Raw genomic sequence first — 18,013 nt, 5'->3', positions numbered from 1 at the left:
GGGCCAGGTGATTAGTTTGGGTACTTTGCGTACTTTTCTGAGCCAATACAGTACTTCATTTTTTTTTCGTAAACCCATGCGTTCTTTTTTTCAATTCCTTCGCATTACCTTCCTTTCGCTGCCGTTTCTGGCCATGCAGCAGGACAAGCCCCTGCGCGTTATTTTCTTCGGTGACTCCATTACCCAGGCGGGCGTCAACCCGACGGGCTACATTACGCAGCTGCGCGACATGCTCAAGGCCAAGGGCCTGGGCAGCCGCTACGAGCTCCTGGGCGCGGGCATTGGCGGCAATAAAGTGTACGATCTGTACCTGCGCATGGAGGAAGACGTACTGGCCAAGCAGCCCGACGTAGTGTACATCTACGTGGGGATCAACGACGTGTGGCACAAGCGTACCCACGGCACCGGCACCGACCCGGATAAGTACGTGAAATTCTACGAAGCCATCATCAAAAAACTCCAGGCTCAGAACGCCAAAGTGATCTTGTGTACGCCCTCGGTGATTGGCGAAAAAACCGACTACTCCAACGAGCAGGACGGCGACCTGAACCGCTACGCGCAGTTTATCCGGGAGCTGGCCGCCAAGCACAACCTACCCCTGGTGGACCTGCGCAAGGATTTCCAAAAGTACCTGGAGCAAAATAACGCCAATAACGACGAAAAGGGCATCCTTACCACCGACCGCGTGCACCTGACCGAAGCGGGTAACAAGTTTGTGGCCGAGCGCATGATGGAGGCGCTGCCGAAGTAGATAGGTACTTTAGGGGTACTTCAGCACCGGGCTAGCCAGCGTGCGCCAGAGGTAAAACGTCAGGTACCCTTCCCAGCCCCGAAAGGGCTCAAAGACCGCGTCCAGCTCCGGGCGGCTGGGGCGGCGCGGCAGTCCTTTCACGGCCCGCAGGGCGTTGTAGAGGCCCACGTCGCCGTAGGGGATGCAGGTAGGTACCTTGAGCGATTTCATGAGGGCGTAGTTGGCAGTCCACTGGCCGATGCCCTTGTGCGCCACCAGCGCCCCGAGCATGGCTTCGGTCGTCGGCAGCGCTTGCAGGATTTCTTTGGACAAAGTACCTTCGGTAAAAGCCCGTGCCACCCCAATGAGGTACTCGGCCTTGCGGGTCGAGAATTGCAGCGCGCGCAGCGCTTCGGGCGTTAGGGCCGCCAGCTGAGCGGGTGTCGGGAAAAGGTAGAAGGTTTCGTCCTGGTACCGGATCGGCTCCCCGTAGGCTTCGACGAGGCGGCGCTTGAGCCGGTAGGCAAACGTAAGGTTGATCTGCTGCCCGATGATACTCCAGCACAGCGCCTCGAAGAGGTCAGGGATGCCCACCAGCCGCAGCCCGTGGTACTGCTCGGCCATAAAGGCCAGCTCAGGGTCGGCGCGGAGGTACTTGTAAAAAGGCGCCAGGTCGGTGGTGAGGTCGAAGAGCTCGGTGACCTGGCGGAGCAGCTCTGCCTCGTCGGTCAAAGTACCTTGCAGTACCCGCAGTTGCAGGTACCCCGTCTGCTCCGTCACTTCCACCAGCACGGCTTCTCCTGCCACCCGAAAAGGCTTCAAAAGTACCTCGGGCGCTACGCGGTGCATGATGTCGTCGTAGTTGCGGTCCAGAAACCAGAGGCACTCCTGAAAGCTGAACAGCGGTGGAGTGGGTAGTTGAAGCGTAGTCATGAAAAGGGGTACTTGGGGGTGTAGACCTATGAATAGCGGCAGGAAGCAAAGTGTCTTTAGGTCAGCATTACAAACCAATGCCCAGTGGCTATCATCTAGGGTAGCTTAAAAATTCTTTAGGCGTAGCAATTTGGACGGAGGTATTCGTAAAATCGCTTTTGTTTCGGGTAATAATGAATTCAATGTCATTTACTTCGGCTGCGGAAGCTTGAACGGCATCTTCAAAATCTTTCATTTCGGCGGCCAAAGCTTGCAAAATAATGTCTTTATCAATTCCAATCACCTCAACAAGGCTGACCAAACCTTCCAAAAAGTCAACGGCTACCTGGTGCCCTTTTTCTTTTTTCGCGATGTAGTAAATATCAGTAACAGTAGATGCCGTAATGTGCCCAACTAGTAACTGTTGATCTATCAGAGCAAACAATTCAAAAGCATCTTCAAAGTGAGGCGCACGTTCCAGGGCAATGTCAAGTATGATATTAGTATCGAAAAGAACCCTTTTCATTTGTATTTTTCCATAAGGTAATCATACTTGGTGCTATCGGTAGGGGTACTTTTCAAAAAACCGGCCCACTTGGTTATGAAGTCAATGGCTTTTAACTTTTGCTCTTTTTCTAGAGATTTGGGCAAAATGAGTATTTCTACTTCTTGGTCATAAAGAGCTGGATTAAGCGGAAGCTGAATGGAGCCGCTTTCGGAAATCTTCGTTTTATACCGGTAAATCTTCATTTTCCTTTTTTCTCAAAAATACCATTTTTTTCTATTTTTTCCTGGCAAAAGCTTGACAACTTGAACCAGCAAGGGCAGGTTGCTGAAGGGCGTTATGGACCCCAATCGTATGCCGTGTCCCAAATTTCTTCTCCTAGAAAAGCATACCAAGGTACCTGAGCTTGCACCGGGCTTGCAGCTATTGGGTAAAAAAGGATCAAGGTACTTTGGCTAGAAGAAATGGGTATATTATAGGGTACCTGCTGCTTTTGGGTACTGAAGCACCAAAAATAGCAACCTGAACCCAACGCCCCGGCCTTGTAAACGTATACAATCTTCGTTAGAAATCATTTCTGAAAATGTGTATTTTAAAAATGCCAAGGTCATGAAGACATTCGCCAGGTACTTTCTTCTGGGCGGCCTGCTATTCCTGCTGGGTTGTACACCTAACGGTCCAGATTCGGAGGCTGGGTTTGGGATTAAGATCAATGATTCGATGGTTATCACAACCAGTGACGTTGAGTTCTATGATTTTTCCAGCCACTTGGTTTATCTCAAAAACGACCGGACGGTACTCAAAGAAGCCGATCAGGGTCAGTTTGCGGTCTATGCCCGCGGCCGGGAAATCTATGCCGGGACGATTCTGTCGGGGTATTCTTCTTACTTACCCAAAGGGCCGGTGATTTATACCAAGCCTACTTTTTACAACGAGTACCTGCTGTCGATTGATTTTATTAATCCCAATGATTTTATTGGTCCCAATGTGCCAGGTACTTCCGACCCCCGAAGCGACCCCCGGATCATGGACGCCTTGCGGCAAGCGGGGCAGTACCGCCAGGGCCTGGCCTGTGAGGTAGTTTCGGTGCAAGTGGCGGGTTCGGGAAAAGTGACCCTGGAGCTACGACTGACCAACCGCGACGAGGAAGATCTCTACCATTTGGACCCGGATAAAATGGGTACGGCGCTGTTTCACTATTTTACCAACGGGCTATCGTTCCGAGGTACTCATCAAAAGCCCTACACGCACCACCTGGCCGTCGAAAAGCCGGAGCCCTGGAATGGCTGGAAGCGGGAATGGCTGTCGGTACTTAAAAGTAAGGAAAGCAGGTTGATCACGCTTACGTACGATGCTTTTGACGCGGTGCCCGCCGGAAAATACAACGCCGACTTTACCTTTCCGGGGCTTACCTATCAGGTGGCGAAAAAGGATGTTTGGCAGGGCAAGAGCAGCCGCATTTGGCTGGGAAAAACCCGAGCTCAAAAAGACGTCGAAGTACCCTAGCGATCCTGTTTTTAATCCTGCCCCTGTGCATTTTTTGAAGTGAAATTTTATTTTTTAAACTACCCAAACCTAGTACCTCAGCTACCAAACCCAACATGCTAACCCTCCTGACTATTCTGTTTGCCCTGGCGGTCATCCTGATTGCCATTGTCAAGTTTGAAATCCACCCTTTTCTGGCCCTGTTTGTGGGGGCCATCCTGTACGGATTGCTTTCGGGCATGTCCACCGACCTGATCCTGAAGTCGATCTCGGACGGTTTCGGGGGGATACTGGGAAGTATTGGGCTGCTCATTTTGCTGGGGGTGATCCTGGGTACTTTCCTGGAAAAAACCGGCGGCGCGCTCGTCATTGCCGAAAAGGTACTTTCCTGGATCGGGAAAAAGTCGGTGACGGTAGCCATGATGATTTGCGGCTACATCCTCTCGATCCCGGTGTTTGGCGACAGTACCTTCATCATGATGAATCCCATCAGCAAGTCGCTGTCGCTGAAAGGCAAGGTACCTTACGCCGCCACCACCATCGCCGTGGCCCTGGGCGCTACGGCCAGTCACTCGCTGGTGCCGCCCACGCCGGGGCCCATTGCCACGGCTGGCATCCTGGAGGCCGACCTGGGGATGATCATTTTCTGGGGGCTTATCGTGAGTTTTATCACGCTGATCCCCAGCTATTTTTTTGTGAAAAAATTTGTGGCAAACATCCCCCTGCAACCCAAGATGGCCACTGTGGAAGTAGAAAAAGACCAGCGCCAGTATCCCTCCGCTTTTTCCGCCTTCTTGCCCATTCTGGTACCTTTGCTGCTGATTATCCTGGCTTCCATTGCCAAGTACCCCACGCAGCCCCTGGGCGACGGCCGGTTCATTACGGTGATTCTCTTCATCGGTAGCCCGGTGATTGCGCTCCTGATTGGTGCTTTTTTGTCCTTTACGCTTCCGGCCAAGCTGGACCGCAAGCTGCTGTCGGCCACCGGCTGGTTGGGCGAAGCCATCCAAATCGCCGCGCCCGTCATTTTGATCACCGGGGCGGGGGGCGTATTTGGAAAAATGCTCCAAAATTCCGGGATTGGCGACCTGGTGAGCTCCAGCATGAGCAACGCCAATTGGGGAATTTTTCTGCCCTTCCTGATTGCCTTTTCGCTGAAAACCGCCCAGGGCTCTTCCACCGTAGCCATGATCACCACGGCCTCCATCATTGCGCCCCTGCTGGGCGTACTGGGGCTGGACTCCGAAACCATGCGGGTCTTTGCGGTACTGGCTACCGGCGCGGGGGCCATTGCTATTTCGCACGCCAACGACAGCTTCTTTTGGGCCGTCACGCAGCTGTCGGGCCTCACCATCAAGCAGGGCAACCAGTCGCACAGCCTCGGTACGCTGATCATGTCCCTGACGGCCATCGTGACGATCTACCTGATCACGCTTTTCGTGTAAAAAACGCGGCAAAGTACCTACTGGCTAGCGGGCCGTCCAGCCGCCGTCGACGGTGAGCATGGAGCCCACCATGTAGGTGCCGGCGTCGCTGGCCAGGAAAAGAGCCGCGCCCTGGATTTCTTTGAGGTGTCCCCACCGGCCCAGCGCGGTGGCTCCTACCACAAATTTCAGCCCCTCTTCGGTGTCGGCAATGGGGAGGTTCATCTCGGTCAGGAAAGGCCCCGGACAAATGGCGTTGACGGTGATGTTAAAGGGAGCCAGCTCCAGCGCCAGCGCGCGGGTCATCTGCACCACGGCGCCCTTGCTGGACGCGTAGGGCGTGCGGTTGGCGAGGCCCACCAGGCCCAGGGTACTGGCCAGGTTGATGATGCTCCCCTTGTTGGCCTGCTTCATGTAGGGCGTTACGGCCCGGCTACACAGCCAGGTACCATTGACGTTCACATCCATCACTTTCTTGAAATCGTCGGGACTGAGCTCGTCGATGGCCCCCCGGATGTTGATCCCGGCGCTGTTGATAAGGATGTCAATCCGGCCGAAGGTATCCATCGCGATTTGGGCCATGGTTTCGGTTTGTTGCTGATCACATACGTCGGCGGCAAAGGCGACGGTCCTTACACCGTACTCCGCGGCCAGTTCCTGCGCGGCCAGGGTACCTTCGGCCCCGTTGCGGTTGACGAGCATGAGGTTGGCCCCGGCCGAGGCCAGTCCGGCGGCCATAGCCAGTCCGAGGCCTTTGGAGCCTCCGGTAATAATGGCCGTGCGGCCGGTTAGGTCAAAAAGCTTGATGCCGGGCAGCGCCGCCAGGGAAGAAGGAATACTCATGGTTGGTTGTTCTTCTATAAAAGTAGGATTGGAAAAAGGCTAGGTACCCAAACGCAGGGTACTTTTGCTAAAGGCCAGGCAAGATAGAATATTTTGTTCTTCAAAGGCCAGGCGTTGCTCAGAATCGAGGCCGCTGACGGAGGGTAGTTTTTGGGGAAAGCTCCGCTCGCGCACCATCCTGAGGGTACTAGCCAGGTGGGAGGCCGGGAGGGTACCTAGGGTAGCCCAGTAGGCTTCGCCCAGGCAGGGTACTTCAAGCGGGTCGCGGGTGATCATTTCCAAATTAAAAGTGATGTTTGGATTGTACTTTTGGCAAAGGGCAACGCCTTCTTTCAAATTCACGATGCCTTGCCCCAGAGGTACTTCGGAAAGTAAAAAACCCTGCGGGTACTCCTGCACCCCCATGTCTTTGACGTGGGTCGAAAAGGCGTAGGGAGCCAGGCGTCGGATGACTTCCGCCGGATCTTCGAGCAACGAAACGTTATTGCCGAAGTCGAGCGTGACGCCCACCCACTCGTTACTGAGCTCTTTGATGAGCTCCACGAGCTCCTCGGCCCGCCAGTCTTTGTGGTTTTCGACGGCCAGCTTCATCTTGTGTTTTTGTACAATGGGAGCGGCCAGCCGCAGCGACTGCCGGGCGTTTTGCCGGAAGGCCTGGAAGTCGGCCTCGGAGCGGAAGTTTTCGTAGCGCCGCCCGCTGAGGCAGACGGTCCGGAGTACGGTAGCTCCGGCTTCTTTGGCCGCCAGTACCTCTTTTTCAAAAGTACCCTGGTCGCTGGCCGACTTGGGTAGCCCAATGCTGCCTTCCAGGTACAGGCCGAGCTTTTCGCGGACGTCCCGCACTTTTTTAGAAAAATCCGTGGCCCAGTTACTCACGCCCACCTGCACTCCCCCGGCCCCGATTTTTTGGCAATGCTCCATCAGCTGGAGGGCATTCTGGAAACCGGGGTACCTGGTACTTTCGACTTTAGGATTCCAGCGGAGTGCGTAGGAATGCACCACAATGCCCATAGGGGTACCTGGCGCTAGGGATGCAAACGCCGCCTGAGACAAGGCAAGGGCCGCCGCGCCCAGCCCCGCCGTGCGTAGAAAAGCTCGTCGGTCGGGCTGAGGGGCGTCGGGAGGTACTTGGTTTGGGTTCATAGGTAGGTCGTTAGGGTTTGGTAGGCAGGGGTAAGGTTTCCATGTGCTTATTGAGTTCCGGAGCGTTCCATGGGTAAACGCGCCCCTGGGTGGTGTGGCGGGTAGTAGCCACCGTGCGGCCGCTGACGGCAGGTGCCTGGTTGCCCCATTCATTGCGGATGTAGGTCAGGATGGCGGCAATCCCGGCGTCGTCGAGGGTAGAGTGGGCGGGCATCACGGGCAAGATCTCCGGAGCGTCGTATTGCTTACCGGCTACTTCCAGGGGCCCCTCCAGGCCGTGCAGCACGATCAGCGAAAGACGGCGGTCGTCGCCAAGGACCCATTCGGAGCGCGAGAGCGGTGGCCCCAGGCGGCTGACGCCCGCGCCGTCGGAGCCGTGGCAGCCCACGCAGGTGACCAGGTACTTTTGGCGACCCAGCGCAAACTGCCGGAGAGCCTCCTGGCTCAGCGTAGCCACCGCCACGGAGCTGGTGTCGGGCGAGTAGCCCGGCCAGGAAAATAGCCGCTTGAGCCTTTCCAGCCGACCGCCGTCGAGGGGTAGATTGTTTTTTTTGAAGAGCAACGGTTCGCTTTCCAAGCTTATCTTGCCCATCGCCGTGCTGTTACCCGCCTGGATGGCCATGCCCGTGAGCACCACTTTTTCTTTCCAGTCGGTGGTGGGTTCGGGTGTAGTGAGCAGCGCTAGCAACGCCCGAAGCTCCTGGCTATCGCCCTTTTTCATGATGGCCGCGGTGAGCATTTCCAGAAAAATCTCCTTGGCCGGATCAGCGGTTTCCCAGGCTTTGGCGGTCCATATGGTTTGCAATAAAGAAAACTCCCGGTGTTCCAGGCTACTTAGCACGGCGTCACGGATGAGGGGTAGTTCGCCGTGGTCCGTCACTAGTTTAATCAAAATCGTAGTTGCTGCCTCCGGGCTCAGCACCTGGGCACTCAGGGCCAGCTGTAGTGCCTGCCTGGCAGACGCCCGCTGGGCCAGCGTCAGCATTTTTTCTTCCAGTCGTATTCGCGTGGCGGGGTCGTGACGAGCCGGGTTTTCCAGGAGCCGCAGGGCGGTCGTTTGGAGCAAAACCGAGCGGTCCGTCAGGAGGCCGAAGAGCAGCTCGGGCTCCAGCCATCCCAGGCCTTCGAGCGTCCAGAGCGCGTGAAACCGCCCCAGCTCGGAGGAGCCGCTCTGAACTACCTTCCGCAAAGTACCCCCCACAGCCGGGTCGTTGCGCTCCACGAGGAGGCGCTGGGCCGTGTTCCGGTGCCAGCCGTCGGCGTGAGCCAGCCGCTCCACCAGCGCTGGGGTACTTGCCTGCGAAAGCCGCGGCGCTCTGGTAGGTACCCAGCCCTCCGGTACAATGCGCCAGATCCGGCCGCGCTGGATAGGCAACACCAGCTGCCTCTGGAGGGTCTGCTCGCGCAGGTAGGGCGTCACGTAGGAGCCGTGCTGAATCAGCCCCCGGTACATGTCGGCCACGTAGAGGGCCCCGTCCGGCCCTACGGCCGTGTGGACGGGCCGAAAACGCTCGTCGGTTGAGGCCATAAACTCCCGGCCGGGATTGGGGTCGTAGGCTTGCAGCTCAATACCCACTTCTTTCACCACGTTGCGTTTGATGAGGTTACCAGCAGGCTCGCAGACGAAGACGTTGCCCCGGTAGGCTTGGGGGAAAAGGGTACTTTGAAAAACCAGCGGCGAGCAGGCGGCCGTGAACTCCAGGAGCTTGCCTTCGGCATCTAAAGTACCCGGAATGTACCCCCGGTTGACGGCGGGATTGGGCCGGATGGGGAAAACCTTGCGGTCGATGGTCAACCCGTGGTCGATGCCCGTGGAGGGGAGGTGGTGTTTGTTGCGGAAAAGGTAGTTGGGCGGCACCAGGTCGGCGTGCAGCTGCGACCAGTTATAGTTATAGAAAAGCCGTCCTTGCTCGTCGTGGCTGATGCCCCACTGGCCGCGCGCTTCGGTGCTGTCGCGCACCCATTGCCCGTTTTGTAGCCGGTAGCGGAGCCTGGACTTGGCGCTGTAGTACCAGTTGTCCACGTTTCTGAGCAGTCCGTTGTCGGTATGTTCGGGGCTACCGATGCGGGCGTAGGTAGCATCGAGCAGTACTTTGCGGTCGGCCATTAGGTCGCCGTCAAGGTCCTGGGTAAGCCACAGCGCGTGGTTTTCGGCTACGAGTGCACCTCCTTTGACCAGCCCGAGCGCTCGGGGCAGGATGAGGCTATCGAGGTAAAGGGTACTTTTGTCCATGGTGCCGTCGGCATCCAGGTCTTCCAGGATCGAGATCCGGCCCAGGGGCTGTTCTTCGCCGTTGCCGTCGATGTCGGGCATGAAGCCGCGCATCTCCACCACCCACAGGCGCCCATCCTCGTCGAAGGTAATGACCACCGGATCTTGCACCAGAGGCTCGGCCGCCACCAGCTGCACTTGAAAGCCCGGCTCCACCCGGAACGTCTTCGCTTCTTCCGCGGGCGATTTGGGCGGGGAAGGTCCTTCCTGAAGCCCATTCTGGACCTCAGAATAACTGGGCAGGATAAGTATGACAAGCAGGTAAAAAAAGAGCCGTGGGATGCGCATGAAAGTACCCTTTGCTAGTAAGAGGTGCCGGAAACAGAACAAAGGGCAGCCTTTCTAAGTAAGCTCCTAATTTGCAATATATTCCAATTATAAGCAAGAATGTTTATACAAACACCGCATAAAGATGAAGTAGGGCTATTGACAAAAGAGGGAAATAGCGTCAAGCTTGATTAAGCTAAGGGTAAATTTAGGTTTTCCCAGCGGCTAAAGTACCTCGGGGTACCTACGCACATAGGTACCCCGAAAAGCGGTTAGGCCATAAGCGTAGGAATAATCAGAGGTTTTTAGGCTGAATCATGGGTTTTGTGGGGACGCGTACGTGCAATCCCTTCCAGCGGGCCTCCAGGTCTTCACCTTGTTTTGAAACGGCCGGGGCCTCCGATTTGGCTTTTTCTCCCGCGCCTTTCAGGCTGAAGGTGAAACCTAAGGCCGCTTCTTCAAGGGTCGTCAAATCAAGCTCCGTTTCCTGGCCAGCGTAAAGAACATAGTCAATCCAAGCTGCTTTCTCGTCGCCGCCTTTTTCCCAATGACCTTTTAACGGGCCAAAAACCGCATGGTATAGCTGCAGATCAAATTGCAATCCGTTCAACGTTAAAGTCAGGGCGGCGTTTTCGGACGAAGGTACCTTGAGCTGGTCGGCCGCTATGTTTCCAAATTCAAACCGCAGGCGCAGGTCTTTGGCTTTGAATTTTCCATTTTGTAGTTTGTCAATGCTAATGTGCTTGTCTCCCCCGTTGGTCAGAAAAGTAATGGCGGCCAGGATGTTATTTTCTTTCTGTTCGCTGTAAAAGCTGGCGGCACTAAAATCATAAAGATCGTGCAGCAAGCGAACTTGCAGGTAGTGCGGTTGGGCAGGCGTACCCCAGTAAGCCAGAAATGGTCGACGTTGGTTCCACAGGCTCGAACGGTTCGCTGAGGACAGAGCGTATTGATCCGTAAGGTAGGTAGTACCGATGATTTTTGGATCATCAATAGACAAGACATCCTGCTGGGTACGCGGGTACTTGGGGGCCAAAAAATAGGGCATCAAGTGCTCCGGGATCTGGTGTTTAATCTTCACGTCGTTGCGCGGCGTGGCACCCGGAAGATCAATCCGGCCGTTGGAGGCCTGCTTGAAAATACCGTTTACCGTAGGCATGAGCAACGAACTATACGCCCGGCTGTGTGGCCCGGCCCACTGCCCCGAGGGCTTGTGATAATGTTTGGCTATAACTTCCCAAGCCGTTGTATACAACGATTCGATTTTCTGCTTGGAGTCTTTCTCCACAATATGCCTTTTCATTCGGTCCAGCTCATCCAGGGCTACCACCGTATAGGTGGGGCTATTGTACTCGGTAAACCCACGTTTTAGCGTATACTCATAAAAGTGATCCAGCCGGTTTTTGGCGTAGACTTTCATGGCGGGCAGGTCAAACAGATGAGACGTCATGTACGTCACGTAAGTACCCATAATCGCGATATTGGTGTACCCCGGCTGCACATCTCGCTTCTGGATGGATCGGGCCGCGTAGATCAAAGACGTTCGGATTATGGCTTTTAAGTCCTCCGGAAGCTTCTCCTGATGGCCCATGTAAATATCCAACAGGCTAACGCCGTTGAAATCGGCCCAATTCCAATCGGCGGGCGATTTTTTGGTAGCCAGCGGTTCTTCCAGGTAGTAAGGCCAGATACCGGCCGTTTTGTTTGTACTGATGGTATCTTGCAGGGAAATGGTCTTTCGGATAATGTCAAAAGCCCGTTGTTCGTATTGCTTCTCGCCCAGGTCAAGCAAGGCCACGGCGTAGCCAAACGAAGCCCTTACTTCGTGAAAAACCCCACTTTCGGCGTCGGTATGGTAGTTCCAGCCGGTCAGCGTTTTGGTCAGCATTTTTTCCTTGGGGTCGTACCGGTCGTGGAGCTTATCCAGCGACTCTCGCAGCAGCTGCTTCTCGGCGGCCGTTAGCTGAATGGCTTCATACTGGATATAATCGTCTTTATACGGATTGGATCGTAAAGTACCTGAGGTCCCCAGTACCAGTAGAGCGAGCGCTACTATTTTATTCAACATAGAACGTAAGGTTTATTTAGGAATAAAAAATCAAAAAAGGGTTTTGGTCAAATCAGACATAGTCATTGACCAAAACCCTCACCAGCTTTCAGTAGCCCGGATTTTGCCAAAGCACCGATTCATCCCCATAGCGGGAAATTTCCTCAAAGGGGATCGCGAAAAGGGTATTGGTAGGCTTCATGGAATAGATTCCACCCCCTTCCAGAGGCAAGGCTAAAAATTGATTCATGGTTTCCTCGGCTATCTTCCATCTTACCAAATCCAACCATCTAAGCCCTTCAAAAGCAAATTCAGACCGCCGTTCTTTTCTCAGCGCCTCGCGGAAGGACACCTGGGTTGGGAGCTCAGTAGCCGTCTTGGCAGGAAGTCCGGCCCGTTTTCTGACTTCGTTCAGGATAGTAAAAGCCTCTCCACCGGCCACATAGCCCTCTTCGTTTAGCACTTCGGCGTACATCATCTTGACATCCGTGTAGCGCAGAATAGGTAGGTTATTGGCCCAGTCACTTTGCGTTTTGGGTACGTAGGTATACGGATGGTACTTGATAACAAACATGGATACGGTATCCTTTACCCCGGTAATGCTGGTCCAGCCTTTGAGAATAGACAGATCTCTCCGCAAGTCCCCTTTTTCGTAGCTGTTGTAATGGCTGGGTGCCACCCGCATAGCCGTTGAGTAACCCGAGAAAGGCATGAGGGCTTTGTCATTAAATCCTTCTGGCAATAGGCCGGTTGTAAAGGTCTGACCTTCCCCGTTTAATCCTCCGGTAAACTGTACTTCCCAGACCCGCTCTTTGCCGTTATCGAAGCCATCGTTGAAAACGTTGCGGTAGTTGCTTTCCAGGGCGTATTTATCCGAGCTAATAATATCGGCCAGCAAGGGCTTGGCCAGGGCAAACTGCGCTTTAAACAGATGGAGCCGGGCCAGCATCCCTTCGGCGGCGTACTTGGTGACTCTACCTTTGTTGGCGCCAGTCCACTCGGCGGGAAGCAGCGCAATGGCTTTTTTGTAGTCCTCTACGGCAAAGGCAAAGGTCTCGTCCTGCGTGGCGCGTTTTACCTTTTTGGTTTCGGCGATAGAGAGCGGTTTATCCAGCAAAGGTACCCCGCCAAAGATCCATCCGAGCGTCCAGTAAGAATAAGCCCGGAACAGGTAGGCTTCTCCCTTGATGTAGTCGTGCATCGTGGGGTCGGTAAATTCTCCTTGGTCTATTTTATCGAGAATCAGATTACTAAGGCTGATAAGTCTATAATGCGAATTCCAGGATTGGTTCACCCACGGATGCGTGGCATTGTCTATAAACTGGTCCATTCCCTCCAGATATAGTTGGCCCGTGCTGATCTCGTCCGTTCGGGCGATGATTTTCCGGAACCAGGATTCGTTAGAGGAGTACAGGCCCTGTTGAGTTGAGTATACACCCGCAATGGCTTGTTGAAAATCATTTTGCGTTTTGTACGCCCCCGCCACACTGTATTCAGACTCCGGCGTAAGCTCCAAAAATTTGTCGCAGGCTGACAGGCAAACGCTCACTATCAGCAAGGTAGAGTATAGGATCTTTTTCATGTCTGACTTTTTAGAACGTTACGTTAATACCAACGGTGTATTTCTTGGCTAGCGGATAGGTACTGTAATCAACGCCCGCCTGGGTGGTAGCATTTCCAAAGCTGTTGGTCTCGGGCGTTACGCCGGGGTAGTTGTCAAAGGTCTTGAGGTTGTCTACCGAAACATACAGCCGGGCCCCCTTGTAAAAACTTCTACCACCAATGCTCTTCGGCAATGTGTAGTTGAGCGCGATGTTTCTGATCCTCAGGAACGTGGCGTCATAGATGCGAAAGTCGCTGTTGTTGTCTGACTTCATTCCTTTGGTATAAGGCGTTTCGCCATCCCAGGACATATCCACGCCGAGATAGTCAGGAATAGGGTTTTCGCCCGGACCGTACTTGGCTTCATAATCGGGCTTCCAGGCGTGAACCCAGCGGGCAAAATTGTTCACGTTGGTATTGCCGTTGTCCAGCTGTCGCTGGCCCAGAAACAGGACGTCGCCACCTACCTGGCCCTGTATGAGCACGCTAAGCTCAAAGTTTCGCCACTTAGCACGGTTGGTAAAACCATAAATCATATCGGGCAGGTTGTTGCCGTAAGGTACTAGGTCGCTGGCATTGATCCGTCCGTCTCCGTTCTGATCCACATACTTCACATTGCCCATTTCCTGCCCGGGAAAGGTGGGCACAATTGCTTTTCCGGCATCGTCAAAGTCGGCTCGGGTCAGGATTCCGTTGGTCCGGTATGCGTAGAATTGGGACACCGGCCCACCTACCCGCGTAATAAACTGAGCGTCCCAGTTGGTACTGGTAAATTGGGTAATCGACCCCATGTCCAGCACTTTGTTTTTATTCGTGGACAGGTTCAAGGACGAAGTCCAGCGTAGCGCACCGGTAGTATTGGTGGTCGTCAGATCAATTTCCCAGCCTCGGTTTTGAATGGAGCCGATGTTGGTTCTGAAGCTGGAAAATCCGGTTGTATTGGGAATGGGCAGATTAAACAACAGATTGTTAGTACGGTTGATGTAGTAGTCGAAGTTGAACTGGATGCGGTTGTTAAAAACCGAAATATCCAAGCCAAAATCCCGCGTGGTGGTCGATTCCCATTTCAGGTCTGGGTTCTCAATGTTGGAAGGTACCAGGCCCGGCACCACGGCATCACCCCAGCTGGTATTGCTGATGCCCAGCTTGGACATGTAGTCGTAGTTACCGATCCGGTCATTACCCGAAGTTCCCCAAGCGGCCCGTATTTTCAATAAGGACAGCCAGTTTGCGTGTTGCAAAAAGGCTTCTTCGTTGATTTTCCAGCCAGCAGAAACGGCCGGAAAAACACCCCATTTGTGGTTTGATCCAAAACGGGAGGAGCCGTCGCGGCGGAGGGTGGCGTTGATCAGGTACTTTTCGCGAAAATTATACCCTGCCCGTCCGAAAAAGGATGAAATACGCGAACTGTTCTTATCGGTGGAGGCCCGGGTGGGCGTCGTGGCTACGTTAAGCGTCTCGATGATTTCGTTGGGCCATCCGTTAGCGACCGCCTGAATCCGGAAAAAGGATCTGTCCTCCGCACTTTGGCCCGCTAGTAAACTCAAATTATGATCCCCGAAGTTCTTTTCGTAGGACAACGTATTCTGAATGGACCAATCTCGGAGGGTTTGGGAGCTACTGTTTCCCAGCGTCACAAAGCCGTTGTTGTAGGTGATATTTCCCGGCTGGAAAAATTCGTACAGGTCCTGGTTGTAATTGTAACCAAACTGGGAGCGGAAGGTTAAGCTCGGTAGAAGTGCGTACTCTCCCCATACGACCGAAGTGAATTTATTTTTATTAGTCCGGTCAGTGGTGTATTTAAGCCTTTCTACCGGGTTGGGATATACCTGGCCAATCCCCACGGGATAGCCCCAGTCGCGGGTAGCCTCGTTGAGCCCCACCAGCGGCGATTGGGCCATGGCGTGGTGAATTACCGTTTCTTTTCCCTGCGTTTCGCGATCGTCCTGCGTGGAGAAAGAAGGCGAAAGATTCATTCCCAGCTTCAGACGGCTGCTGACATTCAGGGTACCGTTGAACCTAAAATTCATCCGGCGGTAGTAGGTGTTCTGAATAACCCCATCCTGGTCAAAATACCCGCCTGACATGTACACGCTACCCAGTTCATTCTTGCCAGATACCGACACCTGATAGCTCTGGATGGGCGCCACCGCGAAAATCGCCCGCTGCCAGTCCGTTCCCTGAATGTTGGGATCGAGCCATCGGTCGGGTACCTGCAAGTTGGCGGGCCGGGCCGACATGGGATCTTTCATGGAGCCTCCCTGACGGAGCCAGGTTTCGTTTCGGTCCCAGATGTTGTAGGCCAGCCACTCTTTTGTGTTCATCATACCCACCAGCTTTTCCGGGTCCTGTACCCCGTAAAAAGCGTCAAAAGAAACGGTAGGTTTGCCGACGCCTTGTTTGGTTTCAATGAGTACGACGCCATTGGCACCCCGTGCCCCGTAAATGGCGGTGGCTGAAGCGTCTTTCAAGATCTGGATGGAAGCTACGTCGGAGGGGTTGATGTCATTCATGTCATCGCGGGGTACCCCGTCGATCACATACAGGGGGCTGCTGTTGCCATTGATGGTGTTTACGCCCCGGATCCGAATCTGTAGCTCCTGGCCAGGAATCCCGGAGGTACTTTGGGCCCGAACGCCGGCTAGCTGCCCGGCAAACGCTTCACTAAGTGTGGAAATAGGTCGCCCTTCAATGGCTTCTGTCCCGATTTTTGAAATAGAGCTGGTCAAGTTTTCTTTCTTTACGGTTCCGTAGCCCACCACAATCACCTCCGACAGCGCCTTCGTGTCGGTTTGTAAGCCAACCTCTAGAAACGATTGGTTTCCTACCGTGATTTCTCGGGGTAGGTACCCCACAAAAGAAAAGACCAAAGTGGCGTCGGCCGAAGGTACCTCCATCGAAAATTTGCCTTCCTGGTCCGTAACGGTTCCTTTCTGGGTACCTTTCAGGATAATACTCACGCCCGGCAATGGCTCATTGGTGTCGTCTCTTACCACGCCATTTACGGCAATAACCAAGCGGGATCGGAGTATAAGCTCCGGCCTGAGCTGGAGAGTTTCCGGACTAGGGTCAGCTGAACGATTCCTGTTATACGTTTCTTCCTTTCCGGCCTCCGCTTTTTTCTTCAACAAAATGTGCTTCCCCTCAATTTGCCAGGAAACATCGGTATTGTCAAAAAGTACCTGTAAAATAGCTTCCAGGGTACCGCTATGCGCCAGGCTAACTTTTCTACGGGTGTCTATCTGGCTTGAACTATAGAAGAAGCTCTTTTTGCTTTGACGCTCAATCTCATAAAGTACCTGCTTCAAGGTAGTTTCCTTGAAATTCAAAGAAACCTTTGGTTCCCTGGCTGATGCATTCCCCTGCACCTGCATTGTACCCAACAGTAAGAAGATCAAGGCTAGCATAAGGATCGTATTCTGTTTAAGCTTGCGTGCATATTGGAACAGGCAAAGGACTGATAATAAAGTATTTTTCATACTTTTGTTATGGTTTAGTGAAACAACAAATTTGCTTAGACCCGGATGCTATCTGTTAATCTTTGGCGAGATGGGGGTAGCATCCGAATTTTTTAGGAGGATACGCGCTGGGGGTACCTCGAACTTTTAGATTCTTCTCTGTTCAATAGGCAGGCTTCGTTTTAGTTTGTATTACTCACACAGTTTTCCTTTTATAGTTACGGTTTTGCCGCTGATCGACGTCTTGGCTCCGGTGACGTTTTCGAATAATCGAAGTACCTCCGGTAAGGTTTCTTGTTCTACGTTCAGGTGAAACCGACAGTTTTTCGATGCCTCCTCGATTACAATGCTTACGTTGTACCATTTTTCCAGCTCGTCGGCAATAACCTGGATGGGCTCATCTTCAAAGATTAAGTGCGCCTTCTGCCAGTAGTAGTTTTGATCAGACGGGGCTACGGGGGTCTTGATTTTGACCGCCTCCTGGTTATAAATCGCCCTTTCGTTGGGTTTGAGCACGGTTTCTGGCTGGTCAGGTGCCTCCAGGTCCCTAACTACGACCTTTCCCCTTACCAGCGTAGTTTCGTGCGTTTGGCTCTTCTTATCCGATTTTACGTTAAAGGCAGTTCCAAGTACCTTGATTTCCAGGCGCGAAGTGTGTACATAGAAAGGCCGCTCTTCATGGTGCGCTATGTCAAAGAAGGCTTCGCCTTCCAGCTTTACCCGACGGTCTTTATGGCTTGCCCAGCGAGAAGGGTAAGTAAGGGTTGAGCTGGAATTGAGAATCACCCGGGAGCCATCCGGTAAAAGTACCGTTCGGCGCTGTCCGGCTTCGGTGGTTATGACGTGCTGGTCGGTCCGACTAACCTGATAGTACCCTAAGCCGACCATCAGCAGAATTCCCACCCACACCGCCGCCATTTGCCAGGCGCGTTTTCGATGCCGTAGAGGAAGCAAAGAAACGCTCTTGGGCGGAGTGGTTTTTTCGACGCTCCCCAGGAGCTGGTATAAAATCCGGCGGGAAGTTTCGGCGGGCAGCGGAAAGTCAACCTCTTGCATCCTTTGGGCTTCGTAGTCGGTTGCCTCTTCCAGCATACGCTGCCCCTGCGAGGTTGACAAATAGTCAAACAGCTCCTTTATTTCAACTTCCGTACTTTTATTCGAAAGGTACCTGGCCAGAAGTACCCGCATGTAAAGCTCGTCTCTCATGGATCCTTGTTTGTATTATAAATACAATTTAATCTACGAATAGACATGCTCGCGCTACCAAGAAATTTTCAAGATTTCTGCAAGTGCCTGACAGTAAGTTTTCTAAAACTAAGCTGGGA

12 protein-coding genes are annotated in these 18,013 nt (G+C 53.6%); 3 read left to right on the top strand and 9 right to left on the bottom strand.

Annotation, left to right across the window (positions count from 1 at the left end):
- The first annotated feature begins 76 nt into the window (after positions 1–76).
- Positions 77–751 carry an SGNH/GDSL hydrolase family protein gene (locus tag HNQ92_RS17925; protein ID WP_184175716.1) on the top strand — a complete coding sequence of 225 codons (675 nt, stop codon included), beginning with the start codon at positions 77–79 and terminating at the stop codon, positions 749–751.
- A 9-nt stretch (positions 752–760) separates the two neighbouring features.
- On the opposite strand, the gene HNQ92_RS17920 is transcribed toward HNQ92_RS17925, so the two are convergent.
- Together HNQ92_RS17920 and HNQ92_RS17915 are read right to left on the bottom strand one after the other, a co-directional pair.
- Positions 761–1,663 carry a DNA-3-methyladenine glycosylase family protein gene (locus HNQ92_RS17920; protein ID WP_184175714.1) on the bottom strand — a complete coding sequence of 301 codons (903 nt, stop codon included), beginning with the start codon at positions 1,661–1,663 and terminating at the stop codon, positions 761–763.
- A 91-nt stretch (positions 1,664–1,754) separates the two neighbouring features.
- Positions 1,755–2,168 carry a type II toxin-antitoxin system VapC family toxin gene (locus tag HNQ92_RS17915; RefSeq protein WP_184175711.1) on the bottom strand — a complete coding sequence of 138 codons (414 nt, stop codon included), beginning with the start codon at positions 2,166–2,168 and terminating at the stop codon, positions 1,755–1,757.
- A 588-nt stretch (positions 2,169–2,756) separates the two neighbouring features.
- On the opposite strand from HNQ92_RS17915, the gene HNQ92_RS17910 reads away from it, so the two are divergent.
- Entirely contained in the window at positions 2,757–3,653 is an 897-nt protein-coding gene (locus tag HNQ92_RS17910) for a hypothetical protein (protein WP_184175709.1), read from the top strand.
- A 95-nt stretch (positions 3,654–3,748) separates the two neighbouring features.
- Complete coding sequence (locus HNQ92_RS17905; protein ID WP_184175707.1) at positions 3,749–5,077, top strand: GntP family permease; 1,329 nt, start codon at positions 3,749–3,751, stop codon at positions 5,075–5,077.
- Between the two features lie 24 nt (positions 5,078–5,101).
- Here HNQ92_RS17905 and HNQ92_RS17900 read toward each other — a convergent pair whose 3' ends face one another.
- The 7 genes from HNQ92_RS17900 to HNQ92_RS17870 form a co-directional block, all read right to left on the bottom strand.
- A complete protein-coding gene (locus HNQ92_RS17900; protein WP_184175706.1) occupies positions 5,102–5,899 on the bottom strand; it encodes an SDR family NAD(P)-dependent oxidoreductase in 798 nt (265 codons plus the stop codon).
- Positions 5,900–5,938: 39 nt separating this feature from the next.
- The gene (locus tag HNQ92_RS17895; protein ID WP_184175704.1) at positions 5,939–7,042 is read right to left on the bottom strand and encodes a sugar phosphate isomerase/epimerase family protein; all 1,104 of its coding nucleotides are present in this window, start codon (positions 7,040–7,042) and stop codon (positions 5,939–5,941) included.
- A 10-nt stretch (positions 7,043–7,052) separates the two neighbouring features.
- Complete coding sequence (locus HNQ92_RS17890; protein ID WP_184175702.1) at positions 7,053–9,602, bottom strand: DUF7133 domain-containing protein; 2,550 nt, start codon at positions 9,600–9,602, stop codon at positions 7,053–7,055.
- A 274-nt stretch (positions 9,603–9,876) separates the two neighbouring features.
- Positions 9,877–11,649 carry a hypothetical protein gene (locus HNQ92_RS17885; RefSeq protein WP_221307477.1) on the bottom strand — a complete coding sequence of 591 codons (1,773 nt, stop codon included), beginning with the start codon at positions 11,647–11,649 and terminating at the stop codon, positions 9,877–9,879.
- Between the two features lie 88 nt (positions 11,650–11,737).
- Positions 11,738–13,210 (bottom strand): RagB/SusD family nutrient uptake outer membrane protein, encoded by a 1,473-nt coding sequence (locus HNQ92_RS17880; RefSeq protein ID WP_184175700.1) that lies wholly within the window; start codon positions 13,208–13,210, stop codon positions 11,738–11,740.
- Between the two features lie 10 nt (positions 13,211–13,220).
- The gene (locus HNQ92_RS17875) at positions 13,221–16,559 is read right to left on the bottom strand and encodes a TonB-dependent receptor (RefSeq protein ID WP_184175698.1); all 3,339 of its coding nucleotides are present in this window, start codon (positions 16,557–16,559) and stop codon (positions 13,221–13,223) included.
- A 321-nt stretch (positions 16,560–16,880) separates the two neighbouring features.
- The gene (locus tag HNQ92_RS17870; protein ID WP_184175695.1) at positions 16,881–17,894 is read right to left on the bottom strand and encodes a FecR family protein; all 1,014 of its coding nucleotides are present in this window, start codon (positions 17,892–17,894) and stop codon (positions 16,881–16,883) included.
- Positions 17,895–18,013 lie beyond the last annotated feature (119 nt).

Origin of the sequence: Rhabdobacter roseus (assembly GCF_014202275.1) — a bacterium.
Lineage (GTDB): Bacteria > Bacteroidota > Bacteroidia > Cytophagales > Spirosomataceae > Rhabdobacter > Rhabdobacter roseus.
Note: the sequence above shows the minus strand (reverse complement) of the source record. Positions and strands in the feature narration are given on the sequence as shown.